Origin of the sequence: Halorhodospira halochloris, from assembly GCF_002356555.2 — a bacterium.
In the GTDB taxonomy this organism is placed as follows: Bacteria; Pseudomonadota; Gammaproteobacteria; order Nitrococcales; family Halorhodospiraceae; genus Halorhodospira; species Halorhodospira halochloris.
In genome coordinates this window covers 2,025,343-2,045,992 of sequence record NZ_AP017372.2, presented here as the reverse complement: position 1 = coordinate 2,045,992, position 20,650 = coordinate 2,025,343, and the positions used below count along the sequence as shown (strand labels likewise).

General features: G+C 53.7%; 22 protein-coding genes. 10 read left to right on the top strand and 12 right to left on the bottom strand.

Going from position 1 to position 20,650, the window contains the following annotated elements; genetic code table 11:
* Window positions 1-32: 32 nt before the first annotated feature.
* The 10 genes from HH1059_RS09380 (at window position 33) to pmbA (ending at window position 12,512) form a co-directional block, all read left to right on the top strand.
* Window positions 33-1,310 carry a glutamate-5-semialdehyde dehydrogenase gene (locus HH1059_RS09380; RefSeq protein WP_096409907.1) on the top strand — a complete coding sequence of 426 codons (1,278 nt, stop codon included), beginning with the start codon at window positions 33-35 and terminating at the stop codon, window positions 1,308-1,310.
* Window positions 1,311-1,316: 6 nt separating this feature from the next.
* Complete coding sequence (nadD, locus tag HH1059_RS09375; protein WP_231901928.1) at window positions 1,317-1,997, top strand: nicotinate-nucleotide adenylyltransferase; 681 nt, start codon at window positions 1,317-1,319, stop codon at window positions 1,995-1,997.
* Window positions 1,998-2,018: 21 nt separating this feature from the next.
* Complete coding sequence (rsfS, locus tag HH1059_RS09370; protein WP_096409905.1) at window positions 2,019-2,369, top strand: ribosome silencing factor; 351 nt, start codon at window positions 2,019-2,021, stop codon at window positions 2,367-2,369.
* 160 nt (window positions 2,370-2,529) lie between these two features.
* Complete coding sequence (rlmH, locus tag HH1059_RS09365; RefSeq protein ID WP_096409904.1) at window positions 2,530-2,991, top strand: 23S rRNA (pseudouridine(1915)-N(3))-methyltransferase RlmH; 462 nt, start codon at window positions 2,530-2,532, stop codon at window positions 2,989-2,991.
* Window positions 2,992-3,056: 65 nt separating this feature from the next.
* Entirely contained in the window at window positions 3,057-3,644 is a 588-nt protein-coding gene (locus HH1059_RS09360) for a Maf family protein (RefSeq protein ID WP_096409903.1), read from the top strand.
* A complete protein-coding gene (rng, locus tag HH1059_RS09355) occupies window positions 3,641-5,101 on the top strand; it encodes a ribonuclease G (protein WP_096409902.1) in 1,461 nt (486 codons plus the stop codon). The genes HH1059_RS09360 and rng overlap by 4 nt, the downstream gene beginning before the upstream one ends.
* Before the next feature lies 1 nt (window position 5,102).
* Window positions 5,103-8,627, top strand: a complete 3,525-nt coding sequence (locus HH1059_RS09350) for a YhdP family phospholipid transporter (protein ID WP_096409901.1) — start codon at window positions 5,103-5,105, stop codon at window positions 8,625-8,627.
* Window positions 8,628-8,856: 229 nt separating this feature from the next.
* A complete protein-coding gene (locus HH1059_RS09345; protein ID WP_231901927.1) occupies window positions 8,857-9,678 on the top strand; it encodes a carbon-nitrogen hydrolase family protein in 822 nt (273 codons plus the stop codon).
* A gap of 39 nt (window positions 9,679-9,717) precedes the next feature.
* Window positions 9,718-11,163, top strand: coding sequence for a metalloprotease TldD (tldD, locus tag HH1059_RS09340; protein ID WP_096409900.1), 1,446 nt, complete (start codon window positions 9,718-9,720; stop codon window positions 11,161-11,163).
* Window positions 11,160-12,512 (top strand): metalloprotease PmbA, encoded by a 1,353-nt coding sequence (gene pmbA / locus HH1059_RS09335; protein WP_275951819.1) that lies wholly within the window; start codon window positions 11,160-11,162, stop codon window positions 12,510-12,512. Before tldD ends, pmbA begins: the two co-directional genes overlap by 4 nt.
* Window position 12,513: 1 nt before the next feature.
* On the opposite strand, the gene HH1059_RS09330 is transcribed toward pmbA, so the two are convergent.
* The 12 genes from HH1059_RS09330 to HH1059_RS09275 are packed head-to-tail and all read right to left on the bottom strand — an operon-like array spanning window position 12,514 to window position 20,408.
* Window positions 12,514-12,795, bottom strand: coding sequence for an HPr family phosphocarrier protein (locus HH1059_RS09330; protein ID WP_096409899.1), 282 nt, complete (start codon window positions 12,793-12,795; stop codon window positions 12,514-12,516).
* A gap of 11 nt (window positions 12,796-12,806) precedes the next feature.
* Window positions 12,807-13,196 carry a PTS sugar transporter subunit IIA gene (locus HH1059_RS09325; RefSeq protein ID WP_096409898.1) on the bottom strand — a complete coding sequence of 130 codons (390 nt, stop codon included), beginning with the start codon at window positions 13,194-13,196 and terminating at the stop codon, window positions 12,807-12,809.
* Window positions 13,193-14,056 carry an RNase adapter RapZ gene (gene rapZ, locus HH1059_RS09320; RefSeq protein WP_197710723.1) on the bottom strand — a complete coding sequence of 288 codons (864 nt, stop codon included), beginning with the start codon at window positions 14,054-14,056 and terminating at the stop codon, window positions 13,193-13,195. The genes HH1059_RS09325 and rapZ overlap by 4 nt, the downstream gene beginning before the upstream one ends.
* Window positions 14,038-14,703 (bottom strand): HPr kinase/phosphorylase, encoded by a 666-nt coding sequence (locus tag HH1059_RS09315; protein ID WP_162549471.1) that lies wholly within the window; start codon window positions 14,701-14,703, stop codon window positions 14,038-14,040. Before HH1059_RS09315 ends, rapZ begins: the two co-directional genes overlap by 19 nt.
* The gene (locus HH1059_RS09310; RefSeq protein WP_096409896.1) at window positions 14,700-15,170 is read right to left on the bottom strand and encodes a PTS sugar transporter subunit IIA; all 471 of its coding nucleotides are present in this window, start codon (window positions 15,168-15,170) and stop codon (window positions 14,700-14,702) included. The genes HH1059_RS09315 and HH1059_RS09310 overlap by 4 nt, the downstream gene beginning before the upstream one ends.
* A gap of 27 nt (window positions 15,171-15,197) precedes the next feature.
* Complete coding sequence (hpf, locus tag HH1059_RS09305; protein WP_096409895.1) at window positions 15,198-15,545, bottom strand: ribosome hibernation-promoting factor, HPF/YfiA family; 348 nt, start codon at window positions 15,543-15,545, stop codon at window positions 15,198-15,200.
* Window positions 15,546-15,557: 12 nt separating this feature from the next.
* Window positions 15,558-17,030, bottom strand: coding sequence for an RNA polymerase factor sigma-54 (locus tag HH1059_RS09300; RefSeq protein ID WP_096409894.1), 1,473 nt, complete (start codon window positions 17,028-17,030; stop codon window positions 15,558-15,560).
* A 55-nt stretch (window positions 17,031-17,085) separates the two neighbouring features.
* Window positions 17,086-17,811 carry an LPS export ABC transporter ATP-binding protein gene (gene lptB / locus HH1059_RS09295; protein WP_096409893.1) on the bottom strand — a complete coding sequence of 242 codons (726 nt, stop codon included), beginning with the start codon at window positions 17,809-17,811 and terminating at the stop codon, window positions 17,086-17,088.
* Between the two features lie 3 nt (window positions 17,812-17,814).
* On the bottom strand, window positions 17,815-18,327 hold the full coding sequence (gene lptA, locus HH1059_RS09290) for a lipopolysaccharide transport periplasmic protein LptA (protein ID WP_096409892.1): 513 nt from the start codon (window positions 18,325-18,327) through the stop codon (window positions 17,815-17,817).
* Window positions 18,305-18,877 carry an LPS export ABC transporter periplasmic protein LptC gene (gene lptC / locus HH1059_RS09285; protein WP_096409891.1) on the bottom strand — a complete coding sequence of 191 codons (573 nt, stop codon included), beginning with the start codon at window positions 18,875-18,877 and terminating at the stop codon, window positions 18,305-18,307. The genes lptA and lptC overlap by 23 nt, the downstream gene beginning before the upstream one ends.
* Before the next feature lie 29 nt (window positions 18,878-18,906).
* Window positions 18,907-19,455: a KdsC family phosphatase gene (locus tag HH1059_RS09280; protein ID WP_207148201.1), complete on the bottom strand. Its 549-nt coding sequence runs from the start codon at window positions 19,453-19,455 to the stop codon at window positions 18,907-18,909.
* Entirely contained in the window at window positions 19,452-20,408 is a 957-nt protein-coding gene (locus HH1059_RS09275) for a KpsF/GutQ family sugar-phosphate isomerase (protein WP_197710760.1), read from the bottom strand. Before HH1059_RS09275 ends, HH1059_RS09280 begins: the two co-directional genes overlap by 4 nt.
* Window positions 20,409-20,650: the final 242 nt, after the last annotated feature.

Sequence of the window (20,650 nt, the reverse complement as noted above, 5' to 3'; positions counted from 1 at the left end):
TGTTGTGATGATCATCTATATAGCGGAGAACAATGACTACCGACTCAACGGCCAATATAGCTAAACAAGTCGAGGCGATCGGCAAACGAGCCCGTGCTGCGGGGCGTGAGGTTGCGCGTTCTACCACTGCTGCCCGTAATGCAGCACTGCGGGGCATGGCCGAGCAAATCGAGGCCAACGCCGCGGCCATAGCGGAGGCCAATAAAGAAGACCTCGGCGCAGCCCGCCAGGCAGGGCTGGATGATGCCCTCATTGATCGTATGGAACTAACCTCTGCACGCATCCAGACGATGGCAGATGGGTTGCGCGAGATAGCAGCCCTGCCTGACCCGGTAGGGGCGGTGCGCGAGGTGGCCTCACGGCCTTCGGGTATTCAAGTCGGCAGGATGCGGGTGCCGTTGGGAGTGATCGGCATAATCTATGAGTCACGGCCTAATGTGACCGCGGATGCCGCCGGCCTGTGCATTAAATCGGGCAACGCTGCGATTCTGCGTGGCGGATCTGAGGCAATCAAGTCGAATCAAGCCATTGGTCAGTGTATTCGCTCGGCATTGGTACAGGCTGGCTTGCCTGAAGACGGTGCGCAGGTCATTGCCACTACGGATAGAGATGCGGTTGGCGCACTGATCCAGATGCCCGAGTATGTCGATGTAATTGTGCCTAGAGGGGGTAAATCGCTGGTCGAGAGGATTAGCAATGAGGCGCGCATCCCGGTAATCAAACATCTCGATGGCGTCTGCCATGTTTATATTGACAGCGCTGCTGACATTGATAAAGCGGTTGCCATTGCGGTCAATTCCAAAGTCCAGCGCCTTGGCACTTGTAACACCATGGAGACACTGCTAGTAGCGGCTGATGTTGCCGAGCGCGTCCTCCCCCAGATAGCCGCGCAGTTGCGCCAAGCGGATATTGAATTGCGCGGATGCCCACGGGTTTGCGCCATGGTGCCTGAGGCTATAGCGGCTAGTGAAGAAGATTGGGGAACCGAGTACCTCGGGCCTATCCTCAGCATCACTATCGTCGATGACTTTGATGCTGCGCTTGACCATATACAGCGCTACGGCTCTGGACATACCGAGTCTATAGTTACCGAGAGCTACCCTATGGCACAGCGGTTTTTGCGCGAGGTAGATTCCAGTTCAGTTATGGTTAACGCCTCGACACGTTTCGCCGATGGCTATGAATATGGCCTCGGTGCTGAGATAGGGATAAGTACCGATAAGCTCCACGCACGTGGACCAGTCGGGCTGGAAGGGCTGACTACTGAGAAATTTATCGTAATCGGCGATGGCCATATCCGCGGTGGTTAGCAAGGGGTGACAATCGGTTTGCAGGCAGCCCACCATTCAATAGGTATCCTCGGAGGTACTTTTGATCCCATCCACTATGGCCACTTGCGCCCGGCGGAGGAGGTTCGGGAAGCGTTACAGCTCAGCGAGCTGCGGTTTATGCCGGCGCGCATACCACCGCACCGAGCACGACCTAGACTCAGCCCTCAAGTAAGAGCCGAGTTGGTCGAATTGGCAATCGCCGACAATCCGGCTGCCGTAGTAGATACCCGTGAGCTGCACAGAGAAGGCCCATCGTATACGGTCGATACGCTGGTGCAGATATGGGCGGAGCAGCGCGAGAAGGGTGCCCAGACATCGATTTGCCTGATTCTCGGCTATGATACTTTTCTCGGCTTGCCGGGGTGGTCGCGTTGGCGACAACTCTTCGATTTGGCCCATATTGTCGTCGCTGAGCGCCCTGGTGTAACAGGCCAGATGCCAGCCGAACTGGCCGCTGTACTCGCTGAGCGCCACATCAGTGATCCTGCACTGCTGCATAATCAGGCATTTGGTGGCATATACGTGCAGCCGGTAACCCCCCTGCCAATATCTGCTACTGGCATTCGTAGAGCCCTGGCCAATTGCAAGTCGGTCCGCTATCTGCTGCCCGAAAGGGTAAGGGAGCGCATCGTTGCGGAGTCTCTGTATGGGTATAGACAGTTGTGATGGTTAACTAGAGAGCGCCCTATGCACTTACAAGAGCTTGAAAATATAGTCCGTCAGGCCCTTGAAGATATCAAGGCAGAGCAGACGGTAGTAATTGATGTCCGTGAAAGGACTCCGATTACTGATTTAGTGGTGGTTACTACCGGGAATTCGGGTCGGCATATCCAGTCGATTGCTCGGCACGTGGTTGATGCGGCCAAAAAACAGGGACTATCTAACTTGGCGATCGAAGGCGATCAGGCTGGCTCCGAGTGGGTCTTGATCGACCTAGGAGATGTGGTATTGCACGTCATGACTGCTGAGAGCCGGGATTTCTACCGTCTTGAGCGGATGTGGGAAATGGATGATGAGATGCAAGTTGGGAGCGGTTAGGCAGGCGCCTATAAATCTCCCACCTGAGCCTCCTTGCTCCCCCAGTGTGGAGATCTTGGCGTCAGGGATGGCGCCATGAGCCTTCAGTGATGGATTCACGGCGTCCTCCATACTGGGGCAAGCAGGGCTCTATTATAGGCATACGCTACTAATCTGAATTATGCGCCTAGATCTCATAGCAGTAGGAACTAAGCCACCGAAGTGGGTGCGCGAAGGCTACAACGAGTATGCTGAACGTCTCGGTCGTGGCTGGCGACTGAGTCTAACCGAGGTTGCTGCTGCTCGTAGCAATAACGCTGCCCAGGTTGCTGAACGGGAGGCAGACGGGTTGTTGCGCGCAGTAAAAGACGGTGTCCCATGTATTGCATTTGATGAGCGGGGTGAGGCGCTCAGCACCAGACAGTGGGCCGAGCACTTTGATATCTGGAGTCATCACGGCGGCAGAGCTGCCTTGCTCATCGGTGGAGCCGGTGGCTTAGCTCCGGCTGTCCTGCAGCGGGCTGATAGGCGTTGGTCGTTATCACCGCTGACCCTGCCCCATATGTTGGTGCGGGTTCTGGTTGCCGAGCAAGTATACCGGGCCTGGACCCTTCTCAGTGGCCACCCTTATCATCGGGGATAGACAGCAAACGTAGCATCCACAATTAGCGATTCCCCACGCACTAACTACCGAAAGGAAAGTCAGCCATGGACCAGTTGATAACCCTCGCATCACGTTCCCCGCGACGTAAGGAATTGCTGGAGCTGATAGGGATTAAATACCACTCCATAATGGTGGTGGTTGACGAGACCCCTGATCCAAATGAAGGGGCTGAAATGTATGTCTTGCGAATGGCGTTGGAAAAAGCGCGGCGCGGTTATGCGGTAGCAGAAGGGGGTGCTCCGGCATTAGGGGCTGATACTGCGGTGGTTCTGGACGACCAGATACTCGGCAAACCGAAGGATAAAACACATGCTCGCGATATGTTGCTAAGCCTGAGTGGACATACGCATCGAGTGGTGACTGGGGTAGCTCTAGCAGACGATCGCGAAGCTACTCGTTTGTCGGTCAGCCATGTGACTCTACGTACAATCACGGAAGAAGAAGTCGAACGCTATTGGGCGAGCGGTGAGCCTGCTGATAAGGCGGGAGCGTATGCTATACAGGGTCTAGGGGGGGTGTTCGTCGAGCACTTAGAAGGTAGTTATACTGGGGTTATGGGGCTGCCGTTGTATGAGACAACACTCCTGTTCGACGAATTCGCCTTACCCTGGAGAGAGGGCTGGTCCGGTTGAGCCAGGAGATTTTGATAAATTTGACTCCGCGTGAAACGCGGGTGGCCCTGGTAGAAAATGGTGTACTCCAGGAAATCCACCTGGAGAGGGCCCAACGGCGCGGCTTGGTAGGCAACATCTACCTAGGCAGTGTACGCCGCGTTTTGCCTGGCATGCAGGCTGCCTTCATTGATGCTGGGCTTGAGAGGACTGCATTTCTTCACGTCTCTGATTTGCAGCGTGATGCCTCTGATCCAGCCCCCCCCATAGATCAACTGATTCGCGAACAGCAGAGCCTTCTTGTCCAGGTGATTAAAGACCCAATCGGGGATAAAGGGGCACGCGTTACCACTCAGATAACCGTGCCTTCACGTTATCTGGTCCTCACCCCAAGTTCTTGCGGTATGGGAATATCCGCGCGCATTGAGGATGAAAGTGAACGTGCGCGGTTACGTTCGATTGGTCAGGCTATCAATGAGCAGAGTGAGGGCGGTATTGGACAGGTTGGGCTGATTTTTCGCACAGCGGCAGAGGGCGCCTGTGCAGAGGAGATAAGCTCTGATCGGGAATTCCTGCTCCGCTTGTGGGACTCGATAGGCAAGCGTGCCGCCAGTGCTCAACCGGGCACTCTGGTGCACGAGGATCTACCGCTTTATCAGCGCGCTATGCGCGATTTGGCGAATCGCGATTTGGAACGGGTACGGGTAGATTCTCACGAAGGCTATCAGCGCCTGCTCGAATTCTGCTCCGATCTATTGCCTCACACGCTAGAGCGGATAGAGCTATACTCTGGTGAGCGACCGATTTTTGACCTTTATGGGATAGAGGATGAGATAGAGAGGGCTTTAGCGAGACGCGTCGACCTTAAATCAGGCGGCCACTTGGTAATAGATCAGACCGAGGCGATGACCATTGTTGATGTCAACACAGGTGGGTTTGTCGGTCATCGCAATGTTGATGAGACGATTTTTAAGACTAACCTTGAAGCGGCTCAAGCTATAGCAAGGCAGCTGCGTTTACGTAATATCGGTGGGATTATTATCGTCGACTTCATCGACATGAACGATCCCGAGCACCAGCGGCAGGTGTTGCGGGCACTGGAAAAGTCTCTGGACAGGGATCATGCCAAAACCCAGATCGGTGAGGTTTCCGCACTCGGTTTGGTGGAGATGACCCGCAAGCGAACGCGCGAGAGCCTGGAACAGCTCACCTGCCAGGCATGTCCGAATTGCGACGGCAGGGGCACTGTCAAGACGGCGGAGACCGTCTCCTACGAGATATTCCGAGAAATTCTTCGAGAAGTACGTCAGTTTGAGTCACAGCGGATTATGGTTCTTGCCGCCCCTTCAGTAGTAGAAACACTGCTTGATGAGGAATCGACTGGCCTGGCTCACCTTGAGGAGTTCATCGAGCGACCCATTGAGCTGCAGGTGGAAACACTTTATGCCCCGGATCAGTTTGATGTGATACCGGTGTAGCATGCCTGAGTCTGCTCAGCATAAAGTGATTGCCGTACTAAGCCTAGTTGGTAAGGGGTTGAGTGCCTTACTTTTAGTGCTTACTGCAACTGTCCTCGCCGTAGGGGTTGTCTTGCGCTCGGTTGCCTGGCTGCAGCTGCCCTTGGAGGAGCCGTTAGAGCACTTGTTGACTAAGGCTTTAGAGCACCCGGTTACTATTGATTCTGCCCGCTTAAGCTGGGATGGCGTATGGCCTGCGCTGGATCTGTATGGCCTGCGCTTGGGCGAGGGGGATGATCGGCTCGAAGTTGGTAGTCTCGGTATAGAAGTGGCTAAACCCCCCTGGTACTGGGCAGAGCAAGGGCCGTATGGTCTTGATATATATATTAGCGATGCAAGAGTTATTGTTTTTGAAGATGAGGAGAAAGGTTGGCAATTAAGGGGGCTTCCGGAGTTAGCGGAGGGTGAAGAACCCATTCGCTTACCCGCTAATATATATATATCAGCTGCCGAGGTGCAGGTAAGCCCCGCTCAGCAGTCGCCGCTCGCAGTGTCTGGCATAGACGTGCGCCTCGTCCAACAAGGTAGGCAGCTCAAAGCAGGAGCGCGGGTTGCTGGCGAACAAGCCAACTTGGCTAAGGGGATAAGTTTGGCGCTGCGCGCCTCGCTTGACAAGTCGACGGCGCCAGAAGTTTTTGTTGGCCTAGATTCAGTAGATGTTGAGCCTTTTTTGGCGATATTCGACGTTGGAGGTATCTCTGGCAACCTTAATGGGGGGTTATGGCCGGTAATTGAGTTTGACGACGATGTCGGCTTATCTCAACGTATTAGGGGGGTTTATGGCAACCTTTCTGTAGCGAGCTCCGGAATCGAACCACGTAATGGGTTGCCTGGGGTAGGCGCGGTATCCGCTGCAGCTAGTTTTCAGGGTCGACGCTTTGTCGCACAAGCCCAGTTGCTCGACGAGTCCATATATCTCCCTGAGATATTTGCTGATCCCGTGCCGGTTAACCAAGCACGAGCGCGGTTTAGAGGCGGGCTTTTTTTTGATGGGGCATGGTGGGTATCGTTGGAGAGGGGTGTTTTTGATAGCGAAGTTATAAGTAAAAATGTTCGTGGTCGCTTGGATTATTTTCCAGGGCAAGGGCCTGAGTTGTTGTTGTATACCTCCTTAATAAGGCCTCTGCAAGTAACAGAGCTGGTCGAAAACATCCCCCCAAAGGTTATTCCTGAGCCAGTCTATAATTGGATAGAAATGGCTTTCTTAGGCGGCAGGTTGGACGGTTTTGAGGTTCTTTTTCAGGGAAATCCGGCCGATTACCCGTTTACTGATAATGACGGCGTTTTTCTAGCTAAAAGCAGGTTCCGTGATGCTGATCTTCTTTATCAAGAAGATTGGCCTTTAATAAGTGAAATGGATGTAGACGTTAACCTGGATAACCTTTCATTAACGGTTGATGGGCACCGAGGAGTGACTTGTGGGGCAGAGCTTTATGATGTCGAGCTAAAAATTGACGACTTAAGCAAAACAGTTATTGATCTTTATGGCAGAGCGCGCGGAGATGCCCAAGACGGCATCTGTTTTTTGACCGAGTCACCGATTGGTAGGGAGCTTCTCGATGACCCACCTATACCTTTTGCAGTTGCGGGCCCCCTCAAAATGGATCTTGATCTGTGGCTGCCATTAACAGATGCGGTAGAAGGGGGCACGACATACCGCACTGGCATAGATTTTCACGGCGTCGATTTTGACTTCGAGCAGTATTTGCAGTTAGGCGATGTAAAAGGGGGGGTGGAAGTAGATAATCAGGGTCTGCGTGACCTTGAATTGGATGGTATCTGGGGTGGAGAGGAGTTTAGCGCCTCAGCAGGTTTAAAGACTCACGATGGGCGGAAAAGGACGGTCGGCGAAGTAACCGCCCATGGTAGCCCATACTCGTTAACCGGGTTAATTGACGCTGATCACTTGCCCTGGTTAGAGGGTAAGTCGGCCTGGAACTTGCGGTTCATCGCCCCTACTTTCGAGCCAGCCTCTATCGATCCCCAGCTGGAACTCTCGCTGAACTCTTCGTTGCAGGGCTTAGCCATAGATATGCCCCAGCCTTTCGGGCTGAGTAAGCAAGAGGCCCGCGAATTGCAGCTAGATGCGACTTTTACAGATGTGGGGCTAGAGTCTTATGCCCTGCACTACGCTGATGTTTTGGATCTTTTGGCCTTTGCCCCTGAAGGAACCGTGCCTCAAGCCCTAGGGATTAGATTAGGAGGTGGTGCTGCCGAGTTGCCTAATGCCGGGATAACGATCGATGGCAGATTGCCGGTGCTCGATGTAGATACCTGGAGGATATGGCTCGCAGATAATGTCGGTGGTGGGTTAGCGGATGTTGGGGGCGATGCTGATGGGCAAACGGCGGAAGTTGACTGGCATGACCTATTGCCGGTTAACCTCAACCTTACCCTGGGCAATTTGCTCTTTAGTGGACGTAACTACGGGGTTCAGCGAATTGCCGCTAGGGCCGCAAGAGATGGACGCGGATGGTTCGATTTAGAAGGTGATCTAGCCACTGGTGAGGCCTTTTGGCGTGACAGTGGAGCACATATCCGAGTTAATCTTGATCATTTAGATGTACCCTTGCAGGGTCGCACCAGAGTACCCGATCCAGCGCCTAAAGAAGTTGAGCCTCAGGTCAGAGATTTTCCCCGCCTTACGCCGGAAGATGCCGCAGCATTGCCTATCTTCGCGGGCCGGATTGAGAGCTTGCGGCTTGACGGCCGGCATGCCGGGCTGGCTAAGCTCAGTTTGCAGCCAGGGAATGGTACCGACTATCTTGCTCAAGGCAAAGTTACACTCCGCGGGAAGGCGCTGGATTTGCAGCTGCAGTCGCACTGGCAAGAGGACTGTAACGAAGCCCAATTACCTCAGTGTACAGACTTCGAAGCAGTTATGCTCTCTGCCGATGTGGCTAGGCTTCTTGGCCTATTCGGGGCCCCGGCGGCTGTAGTGCGCGCTGGGGTGGAGTTGGACGCCAAAGGGCAGTGGCCAGGTTCGCCGCTCGATTTCGATTTGGCCTCACTTAGTGGCGACTTAAGCTTGCAGATGAGCGATGGACGGATAACCGAGATCAACCCCGGGGCAGGGCGATTAGTGGGGCTATTTGGGCTGCGGATGTTACCGCGCAGAGTTCTGCTGGACTTCGGCGACTTGTTCGGAGATGGCCTTGCCTTCGAAAGCGTGGAGGGGGAGTTCAGTCTCTTGGGTGATGGTATGGCGAGAATTGATAAAATGCATATAGACTCATCAGCTGCTAGAGTCGACATGTCAGGCGCTGTCGATTACGTTGCCCGCTATTATGATGCGCAGGTTGCCGTGATGCCGCGAATTGCTGCTACGTTACCCATATTTGGTTTGGTATTTGGTGGCGGGGCAGGAGGTGCTTTAGGAGTCATGGCCGACTGGATCATCGGTGGTCCGATGGATCGGGCAGCCTCTTTCGTCTATCGTGTAACCGGTCCTTGGAATGAGCCACAAGTAGAGCGAGTCCGGCCTTGATGCTGAGGGGTTCAGGGGGGCTGCCGGAGGCCTCTCAAAACTCCCCACCGAGGCTAGCTGCCTTCGGTGTGGAGGACGCCGTGAATCCATCCCTGGAGGTCTCATGGGGCCATCCCTGGCGCCAAGACCTCCCCACCGAGGCAGGTAGCCTCGGTGGGGAGTTTTAAGAGGTTCCTTGCCAGAACCCTGAGGGAAGTCTCATCAGGATAACAACTGTAAAAGGAATGTGATGACATCTAGACAAAGGTTTTCTGTTGCCGCCGTCCAGATGGCCTCTGGCCCTCATGTAGATGCCAATCTGCAGGAGGCAGGGCGTCTGATCAGCAAGGCCTGCAGAGCAGGAGCAAGCCTGGTTGCTCTGCCGGAAAATTTTGCTTTCATGGGCTATACAGAGAGCGATAAATTGAAGGTTGCCGAGCCCGACGGAGTTGGTGTTATCCAGGATTTCTTGTCAGCGCAGGCCAGTAGCCACGGCATCTTCCTAGTGGGTGGTACGGTGCCCTTGAGCACGGCCAGCGGCACCAAGATCAGGCCAGCGGTTCCGGTATACGGTCCTGATGGCAAGCGGTGGGGATGTTACGATAAGATTCACCTCTTTGACGTTGAAGTGGCTCCGGGAGAGGCTTACCGGGAATCAGAAGTACAGCAGGGTGGACATGAGCCGCTGTTGCTCGACACTCCGTTAGGCAAGATAGGCCTGGGAGTGTGTTATGATCTGCGTTTCCCTGAACTCTTTCGCGAGCTTGCCAAGCAGGGCATGGAACTTTTGGTGCTGCCCTCTGCGTTCACTGCGGTTACCGGTGAAGCCCATTGGAACATTTTAGTCAGGACAAGAGCTGTGGAGAACCTCTGCTACGTGGTTGCCCCTGATCAGGGTGGTTACCATGTCAATGGCCGGGAAACTCACGGCGAGAGTATGGTGGTAGATCCGTGGGGCGGAGTTATAGACAGCCTGCCTAGCGGCTCTGGCATTGCTCTTGGAGAGGTTGATCTGCAGCGCTTGCATGAGATTCGCAGTCGTTTCCCAGCACTAGGCCATCGCAAGCTGTAGCCTTATTTTTGTCCAATTACCGAGGTCTATGACTCACATATGGGTACCGATCTTTTGCAGCAAGCTCAGCGCCAACTCCTCGATCCGGCTGAGCTAGACCAGTCACACTTGGAACGAGTCGTAGCGCGTTTGATGCGCCCGGGGGTTGATTTCGGGGATCTCTACTTTCAGCTAGCCCGGCGTGAAGCCTGGGTGCTCGAGGATGGGATAGTCCGAGAGGGTACTCGTAGCCTGGATCGTGGGGTCGGGGTGAGAGCTATAAGCGGGGAGAAGACAGGCTTCTCTTATTGCGATGAGATTGACTTAAATGCCCTCCTGGAATCTTCGGAGGCAGCTGGTGCTGTAGCTCATAGTGGCAATAACTCGACGCCGATGGCTTTCAGCCCACGTCAAGTGAACCCTCTCTATAACTGCGATGACCCGCTGGCCAGCCTCAGTGCCGATGATAAGGTGGCTTTGCTGCATCGGGCAGAGAATGCAGCGCGCTCTGTTGATCCGCGAATAGTTCATGTGGTGGCCAGTCTTGCTGGTAGCCATGAGACAATCCTGGTGGTTGATTCTGCAGGTGGTTGGGCTGCCGATGTGAGGCCCATGGTGAGGATCAATGTATCTGTCCTGGCAGCGTCCGGTGAACGCCGCGAGAGCGGCGTCAGTGGTGGCGGCGGACGTCAGACTTATGACATGTTCGTTACCCCTGATAAAGTCGAGTCGTATGCCCGCGAGGCAGCCCGCCAGGCACTGATCAATCTAGAAGCTGCGGATGCACCAGCCGGGACGCTGCCGGTGGTGCTTGGGCCTGGGTGGCCAGGGGTTCTGCTCCATGAGGCGGTAGGCCATGGCCTGGAAGGTGACTTCAACCGCAAGGGGACATCTGCCTTTAGTGGGCGTATTGGTGAGAGTGTAGCCTCTTCTCTATGTACAGTAGTCGATGATGGAACCTTGCCTGGCCGGCGCGGTTCGTTAACTATTGACGACGAAGGCCATCCAACGCAGTACAATACACTGATTGAGAATGGGGTATTGGTTGGCTATATGCAGGATCGGCTGAATGCTGGGCTTATGAACTCTCAACGAACCGGCAATGCCCGGCGCGAGTCTTATGCACATCTGCCTATGCCGCGGATGACCAACACCTACATGCTACCTGGACAAGAATCGCCTGAGGAGATTATCTCCTCGGTGGATAGGGGTATATATGCGGTACATTTCGGTGGTGGTCAGGTGGATATAACTAGCGGAAAATTCGTCTTCTCGGCTAGTGAGGCCTACATGATTGAGAATGGCAAGATAAGCCATCCGGTCAAAGGTGCCACACTAATCGGTAGTGGGCCGGAAGTCCTCAACCGTGTGAGCATGGTAGGCAATGATCTTGAGTTGGACGGAGGCATAGGAGTGTGTGGTAAAGAAGGGCAAAGCGTCCCGGTTGGCGTGGGACAGCCTACACTCAAAGTCGACGGTATTACTGTAGGGGGCACACAGGCTTGACGGATAAAGGACGCAATAATGGTGGCTTGCCTGCGGTCGCGGATATTGAGAGATTGGCACATATGGCTTTGGAGCGTGCCAATGAGTCCGGTGCAGATGCAGCAGAGGTGAGCCTCGGGGCCGGTTTGGGGCTTTCGGTTAACGTGCGTAAGGGTGAAATAGATACCCTCGAGCACCATCGAGACCGTAGTCTGGGCATTTCGGTCTATTTCGGGGGTCGTAAGGGTAGTGCCTCCGCGGGCGAACTAAGCGATCGGGCCGTCACCGAGTCAGTTGCAGCGGCCTGTGATATAGCTCGTTTTACCTCAGAAGATCCAGCTAATGGTTTAGCTCCAAGCGAACTCATGGCTCGTGATATACCCGATTTAGATCTCTATCACCCCTGGTCGATTAGCGCCGATGATGCCATTGAACTGGCACGTAGTTGCGAGGCAGCTGCCCTCAATTCTGATCCGCGGATCAGCAACACCGAGGGCGCTGGGGTCAGCGCCCACCAGGGGGTGCATACCTACGCCAATAGTAATGGGTTTATGGCATCTGTGCCTGAGTCGCGCCACGGCATCAACTGTGTTGCCGTGGCAGGTGAAGGCAGTGGCATGCAGCGAGACTATTGGTATACGGTAGCGCGCAACCCCGCTGACCTCGAAGCTGCGGAACAGGTTGGTCTAAAGGCTGCGGAGCACGCGGTAAAGCGCCTGGGGGCAGAGCCGGTCTCTACCGAGCGGGTTCCGGTTCTATTTGAAGCCCCGGTAGCGCGCGGACTGGTAGGCCATTTGGTTGGCGCTTTGCGAGGATCTGCCCTTTATCGGCGAGCTTCTTTCCTTGTCGATTGCCAGGGCGAGCAGATTTTCCCCGAATGGATGCAGATGGTCGAGCGTCCTCATATACCGCGAGCTCTGGGTAGCGCTGCCTTTGATGATGAAGGTGTTGCGACGACCGATTCACCCCTTATCAGTGATGGCACCCTCCAGCGCTATGTACTTGATACATACTCTGCTCGGCGCTTGGGTTTAGAGACGACAGCAAATGCTGGCGGGGTGCACAACCTCGAGGTCGTCTCTGGACGTGATGACTTTGGCGCTTTGGTTAGGAACCTTGAGCGTGGTTTGATCGTGACAGAGCTAATGGGCCAGGGCGTAAACCTAGTTACCGGGGATTATTCGCGAGGCGCTGCTGGATTTTGGGTAGAAAATGGGGCTATACGCCGGCCTGTTCAGGAGGTCACTATAGCAGCTAATCTGCGTGATATCTTCGCCGGTATAAGGGCGGTAGGTAACGATATGGATTGCCGCGGAAACATTCGAACCGGTTCAATCCTAGTGGATGGTATGATGGTCGCAGGGGAATAACTTAATCCTCCTGGTTGGGATCTTCGCCGAATCCGTTCTCCACTAGTTCGGCTAGATCCCTGGCAGCTAGTTCCTCATCTTGGCCGTTGGCTTCGATGGTGATTTGCGTGCCGAGCCCAGCTGCTAGCATCATCAGCCCCATTATGCTCTTGCCGTTTACCTTTTTATCTCCAGAGCAGACATGGATGTCGCACTTAAAGCCGGAAGCAACACTGACGAAACGTGCCGCAGCACGGGCGTGAAGTCCCAGACGGTTTTGTATAACAGCTTCCTTACAAGTCATCCATGCTGCTCCTAGGTGGTTGGTGATACGATGCCGTCGCGCCCACCTTTAAAAGCAGCTTCGGTAAGTTCATCAAGAGAGCTTTCGTGGTAGTTGAAGATGCGCAAGAGCATCGGCAGGTTTACTCCTGTAACCAACCTTGTGGTCTTGTTCTTAGCGGCTGATACGGCTATGTTGGCCGGGGTTGAGCCGTAGGCATCGGATAAAATAAGCACCCCCGAGCCGCTGTCGAGATCTTTTATCATTTCTTCGGCTTTGTGGGCCATCTTATGTGGCTCATCTTCAAAATAAACGCCCAGAGCTTTGGTTTGTAGCGGGCACACACCTAGAGTTTGGGAAGCAATCTGTAATAGCTCCTGGCCTATCCTTTGGTGAGTTATCAGGAGCAATCCTACGCTCATGGAAGTTCCCTGTGGCGTAAGGTTAGCCGACTGCACTGTTCAGCCAAGTCGTTGGCAAGCCTTTCTGCTAAATATACGGATCTGTGTTGACCGCCAGTACAACCTATTGCCACGGTCAAGTAGCTCCTTCCTGATTCCTTATAAGTTGGTAACCAGTAAGCTATTATACCCAATATCTGATTGTATAGAGTCTCGGTCTCCGGGTGGTTTTCTAAAAAGTCACAAACCCCGACGTGCTGCCCGGTACTAGCCCTTAGCTCCGGTACCCAGTGCGGATTAGGTAGGCAGCGCGCGTCAAAGACATAGTCGGCATCGGTCGGGATTCCATGTTTAAAACCGAAAGACTGAACCAATATCGCGAGTGTAGGGCGGTCGCCTCCGAGCCTTTCATAAACCAGTGATCTTAGATCGTGAACACTAGTCCTTGAGGTGTCTATAGTCCAATCAGCGCGTTCGCGCAATGGTTCTAATACCGCCTTTTCGTCTTTTAACGAGTCACTGAGCGGTCTGCCATCTTGAGCCAACGGGTGACGCCGGCGTGTTTCACTGTAGCGACGCATCAAAATATAATCATCGGCATAAAGAAAGATGGCTTCCGTGGTTATGCCAGTTTGCTGCAGGTATTCTATAGTTTGCGGCAGGTTGACAAGATCTTCTTTAGGGTTGCGGGCATCTATGCCCACCGCAAATTTGCTACCAATCCTTTGATGGTTTTTTTTGGCAAAGAGGGCGAAGTCAGCGATTAAATTTACTGGCAAATTATCGATGCAGTAAAATCCAGCATCCTCAAGGGTGTTTAGGGCAACGCTCTTGCCGGATCCAGACAGGCCGCTGACGACGATTAACCTGATTTCGGCCACGCCACCTCCTCTGCTGCGCGTGATAGCCGAGAAGTACGGTTGTTTATCGGGGTATAAGCCGTATTTTGATCTTCACCAGCACCGTCAAATGGGGGAGAGTCCGTATTAACAAGACTCTCTTGGTAAGTAATACGGTTTGGAATGTCTTGGTGTGATAGTTTTTCGCTGGTTGAGTTTAGCTGTGCTACTGCGATTTCAATGAGTTCCGCTAATGGCCGTTGCTCTACAGCGGTCAGCTTCAGTGCGGGGATAATAGTGCCGCAGTAATTAGCGCTATGACGGCGCCCCTTGATTAGTGAAATTGGGCAATTACTGCCTGCATTCCTAGTTAGTGTGACTTGCAGATCTATCCTGCTGCTGCGGGATAGAGACTGTGCGCCGTAGATTTCTCTTATGTCTACTATCCCTAAGTCGCGCAGGTGTATTAGCCCAAACCCGATCTGCGGGCATGATCCTATCAGCTGACTGTCCTGTTGTTTAATCAGCACGGCATCATCTGCTACAAGAAGATGGCCGCGTTGAATCATTGCCAGGGCGCAGTCGCTCTTGCCAACCCCACTAGGCCCCCGGAGCAGAACTCCCCGGCCATTGATATGCATCAGCACACCGGGGATTATAGTGCCATCGTTTGATTTTGAAAGACTCATGTTGAATCTGACGACGGACGCCATCCCCGGAGTATTTCATGCAAGCTATCATCGCTACTGGGGCTGCGCAGCTTTTCGCATAGCTCTGGATCACTAAACATTTCCGCCAAGGCGGCCAGTATCTGCAGGTGTTCGTCAGTGAAATGCTCCGGAACTACTAGAGCAAAGAGGATGTCCACCGGGGCTCTATCAAAGGCGTGGAAGTCTATCCCTTGGTCGAGCCGTATGAAGGCGCCAATGGCCTTATCAATACCCTCAAGGCGGGCGTGAGGCAGGGCGACGCCATGCCCCAGCCCGGTACTGCCAAGGCGTTCACGGGCCATTAGGCGTTTACAGATCTCATCACCAGTTAGACGATCTTCGGCTTCGCCTATAAGCTGGCCAACATAAGACAGGACCTGCTCTTTGTCCTTGGCCTCACTAACGCAGCGGACCCGTTCTGGGGAAATCAGTTGCTCGATGTCCATATGTCGTCCGTAAGCTAGTTAGCTTAACTACGTCCCGAGCGAGTCTTCGTGCTGGCTCGACTTTAAGGACGTGCCCTGACGTTTCTTGTCTACCGCTTTATCCTTCTGTTTCTTTATCTGCCGATCCAGTTTGTCGATCAGCGCATCGATTGCTGCGTACATATCATTAGAGACTGCATTTGCAAATACCCTGCCTCCACCACTGCCGAGCTGTATATTAGCCTCCGCTTTCTGTTGCAATTTTTCAACAGATAGTATGACTTCAGTGTCAATCAAATTGTCAAAGTGACGCTGTAGCCTGCTCATCTTGTCATTTACATAGTCGCGTAAGGAGTCGGTAATCTCTATATGGTGACCGCTGAGTTTGATTTGCATGGCTTGGATCCTTCATTTGCGAAGTTCTGCAGCTTGCGTCTTATTGCCGTAGCCTCTTTGTTTGACTTTGCGTTGCGAAGACGAGGCAATGCCCAAAGATTCACGATACTTGGCTACGGTCCTACGTGCTACCTTGATGCCCTCATCCCTGAGAGATTCAGCGATGGCGCTGTCACTAAGCGGTTTGCTGGTCTCTTCAGCGCTTATCAAGCGTTTTATTCGTGCCCGGATGGCAGTAGCAGATGCCTCACCTCCATCTGTGGTGCTTACGTGACTGGAAAAAAAGTACTTGAACTCATACGTCCCACGTGGTGTGTACATGTATTTGTTGGTTGTTATCCGCGATATTGTAGACTCATGCATGTCAATTGTCTCGGCTATCTCGCGCAATACCAGAGGCTGCATGGCCTCCTCGCCGTGGTCCATGAACTCTCTTTGCCGATCGACGATGGCGCTGGCCACCTTAAGCAGCGTCTCATTGCGGCTTTGCAAGCTCTTTAACAACCAGCGAGCCTCCTGGAGGTGGGTCCGTAAACAGTGATTATCGGCACTAGTATCGCCGCGTTTAACGAGACTGGCGTAGTAGGGGTTGATCCGTAGAGTAGGCGTCATCTCGCGATTGAGTTCAACATGCCAAGCGCCGTCCTGGCGGAATACGGTAACGTCAGGAATGATGTACTCTGGTGCAGAGTTGCTCAGTTGTTGACCCGGCCGAGGATCGAGGCTCCTGATCAGTTCGAGTGTTTCGTCAACAGCCGAGCCACTCAAGCCTAGCTCGGCTTGTATCTCGTCATAGCGCTGCTCGGCGACTCGTTCCAAGTGGTTGAGGACTATTTCCATCGCTTCCCCTCGCCAAGGTGTGGTTTCGGGGAGTTGCTCAAGCTGAATAAAAAGTGCCTCTGCAGGTGATCGAGCGGCTATGCCATGCGGATCCAAGCGCTGGATACGGGCAAGGATAGACTCCACATCGCTAGGGCTGAAATGGATGCTTGTCGGAAGCTGGCCGTGTATCTCTTCAACACTTGACTGGAGGTAGCCGTCCTCATCAATAGAATCAACAATGATCTCGGCAACTAAACGTTCACTCTCGGTAAGGTCCTCCATCTCCACTTGCCAGAGCAAATGCTCTATCAGTCCCTGGGGGTTGGAGCTGCGATTCTCTAAGATGTCTGTGGCTGAATCAGCTCCTGGGGATGCGCAGGCGTAGCTGGCGTCATAAATATCTTCCCAGCTGGTATCCAAGGGTAGTTCGTCGGGTATTGCCTCACCGCTAGGTTGCTCTTCCGCGTTTTGATCCTGATTTGACTTGTCTGCAACGCTTGTCTCTTCGCCCTCATCAGTCTCCAGCATTAGATTGGATTCCAGCGCCTGCTGGATTTCGTTATGCAATTCGAGACTAGACAGCTGCAGCAGCCGAATGGCCTGCTGTAACTGAGGCGTCATGGCCAGCTGTTGGCCCACTCTTAGCTGAAGCGTTTGCTTCATATCAAATTCTTTACAGTGGTGGTTAAATTTTCAAACAGTACTACACTAAAGCTTATCATAAGCTAAAATCCTCACCCAGATAGACCTCCCTTACTTTAGGGTCAGCGAGGATTTCTTGGGCGTTTCCTGCAGCTAAGACCCGGCCGTCGCTAAGGATATATGCCCTCTGAACAATGCCCAGGGTTTCGCGTACGTTGTGGTCGGTAATGAGAACACCGATGCCGCGATCGGCTAACCGGCGAACTATCCGTTGAATGTCGCCAACCGATATTGGGTCGACTCCGGCGAAGGGTTCATCCAATAAAATAAATTGCGGATTAGCGGCAAGGGCTCTGGCAATCTCAACCCGACGCCTTTCCCCTCCAGACAGAGAAATTCCCATAGAATCGCGAACGTGATTTACGCCAAAGTCTTCTAGCAGCTCTTCTGCTGCACTTTTGCGCTCGGCTCGGCTGAGATCTGAGCGCAGCTGCAAAATGGCGTTGAGGTTGTCTGCGACGCTTAGTTTACGAAATACTGATGGCTCCTGCGGGAGATAGCCGATACCAGCTTTGGCCCTAGCATGAATGGGTAGCTCGGTTAAATCTGCCTGGTTAAGGGTTATGCTACCAGCGTCAGCCTTAACCAGGCCAACCACCATGTAAAAGCAAGTTGTTTTGCCGGCCCCGTTAGGGCCGAGTAGGCCGACTATCTCACCCTTAGCGACCTCTAGGTTGGCATCACTAACGATAGCCCGGCCCCGATAGCTCTTGTATAGTCCCTCCGCCTTCAAGGTCGCCACAGCTCAGCGCTCCTCACGTTGGCCAGGGTAGATGATTGCTCGGGCTCGTTGGTCATCATTGCCTTGGGCTTTAACAGCCTGGGTTTCGAGATTAACGAATACGCTGTCGCCGCTTAGCGAGTCTTGCCCTTGCCAAAAAAGGGCATCACCGAAAAATAACGCCCGTTCCGGGCCAGATACATAATATTCCATACGACTCGCTTTAGCGCGCACTTCCTGTTCTTCTCCCTCGGGTAGATCGCGGTATCGGGCTGGTTGGCCGATAACGATTAGGTGCTTTAGTTCACCCTCTTCGGTGGTGTGTATCTCTATGCGATCACCGCTTATCCTCATCTCGCCATGGGTCATTACAGCGTTGCCTTGGTATATACTAATTCCGCTCTTGGCATCCATGTCGACTCGGTCAGCTTCAACCTCTATCGGTGGGCGGGGCTGCGAATCACTGGCCAGCGACAGAGCGCAATGACAGAGAATCAGTGCTGTATATAAATATTTACTCGCCTTGTTTAGTCTCATAGCGTCCTTTCGCCTGGTTGTGCAACTGCAGCCTGTCGCGATAGTAGTCCAGAGTCATGCCAATGCCTTCTGCCGAGCCCCATGGATCGGTGGCGACTACCCGTTCTTCAGTCATTGCTTGATGGTTATCGATATTGATAAACAGTTCACGGGTGACAATATCCAGGGGTGGGCGCTGCTCATCTGCCTGGCGGCGTATGTCTACGTCTTCATGCAGAATTATGACTTGGGTGTCGCGTTTGAATGAGCCAAACGGCGAGTTTGCGAACCAAATCGAGCCATCGGTTGACTCCGCCTGCCAATGCGGCTGGTCAATCTGAATGGTCTGACTTACGGGAAAATGTTCGCCTTGTTTACCTCTCAATATGGAGCGCATTTTACCTTGTTCATCATGATGATGAATTGCGAATTCGGCCAGAAAGTAGTCAGCTCGCTCTACTTCCTCGGGTTCAGCGGGCAACTCTTCTTCGGGGGCATCATGGGTTAGGAAGATGCCAACCAAGATAGTCAAAACAACTACCGCAATGGGGAAGAGTATTCTCTGCGCCACTTATCTGCCACCTCAGGCGATCTGGACGTTTAATAGTTTAATTTGTTCTGAGCAAGGAGTAGCAGTTCTGCCAATTCGCGGGCTGCGCCCCGTCCTCCCGAGTGCTGGGTAGTCCAAGCAGCACAGGAGATTACTTGAGGGTGGGCATCAGCTACCGCAGCCCCTAAACCGACAACCTCTATTGCCGCGATGTCGATAATATCGTCACCGAGATAAGAGCATGCACTCGGCCCATGGCCGAACTGAGCTGCTACCTGGTGCACCGCTTGAGCCTTATTCCGGCAGCCATCCATAACCAGTTCAACCCCGAGTTCGTGCGCCCGGGCTAGGACGGCGTCGCCGCGGCGCGCAGTCGCCCAGGCAACGTTTATCCCTGCCTCTATAAGCATGCGCAGTCCCTTGCCATCATGGATATGGAACGCGAGCATCTGCTTGGCGTCCTCGCCGACATAAACCGTGCCATCAGTTAGAACGCCATCCACATCAAATATCGCAGTTTTGACGTTTGCCGCCAGACTTAGAATGGCTTCACTAGGGGGAGTGCAATAAGCAAGCTTTGTGGTGCTTATTCTACTCATACAACACCGGCCTGGAGTAGGTCATGCATGTTCAATGCGCCTATCAGCCTGCCATCTTCAGCGGTTATCAACAGGGCGTTGATACGATGGCGCTCCATGCGCTCCGCGGCTTCGGCCGCGAGCAGGTGTGGCGGGGCCGTTTGCGGAGCTTGGGTCATTACTGTCGCAATCTCGGTGGTGTGCACATCAATGCCTTGATCTAAAGCGCGGCGTAGGTCACCGTCTGTAAATATGCCGAGCACTTGTTGAGTAGAGTCCACTACAGCCGTCATGCCTAAGCCTTTGTGGCTTATCTCCAGCAAGGCCTCGCGCAGCAATGTTCCGGGAGTAACTTGCGGAACCTTGTCGCCGGTCTGCATGACGTCCTCAATGTGCAGCAGAAGTCGCCGACCCAGGCGACCGCCAGGGTGGGAGCGGGCAAAGTCCTCGGCAGTAAAGCCGCGGGCATCAAGCAGGGCTATCGCTAGCGCATCGCCCATAGCTAGACTCGCGGTTGTGCTAGAGGTTGGTGCTAAGCCCAAGGGGCATGCCTCCTTTTCCACCTGTATGTCGATGTGCACTGTGGCTTCGCGGGCCAGGGTGGAATCCGGATTGCCGGTAAGGGAGATAAGCGGTACGCCGAGACGCCTTAAGCGGGGCAATATGGCGTTGAGTTCATGGGTTTCGCCAGAGTTGGAAAGAGCCAGCACCACATCGGCGCCGGTTATCATGCCTAGATCGCCATGGCTAGCTTCGCCGGGGTGGACGAAAAACGCCGGGGTGCCGGTGCTGGCTAGGGTGGCTGCTATTTTAGAGCCTATATGCCCCGATTTACCCATGCCGGTGACTATTACCCTGCCAGTGCAGGATAGTATATGGCGGCAGGCTCTGCTGAAGTTATCACCGATGCGTTCAGCCAAAGAGTTGACAGCCTTTGCTTCCAGCTTAAGTACCTCCTGGCCAAGTCTCTGCAGACGCTTATTTGTCTCTTGGTGCTCAGCAAGTTCCTGGTCGTTGTGCTCTGACTTGCTTTGGTAGAGGGTGTTGTTCAATTCTCTTGACACCTTAGTGCTTGCTCTTGGAGATCTTCTAGCAACCTGTAAAGCCACGCAACTGCGGCTTTGGCGGATCCGTGAGTCATCCCTGCGAGGCTATCAGTATTTCTCCGGCCTGCGCTAGTTTGACCGCATGGTCAGTTGAGTGGATACTTGGTCCT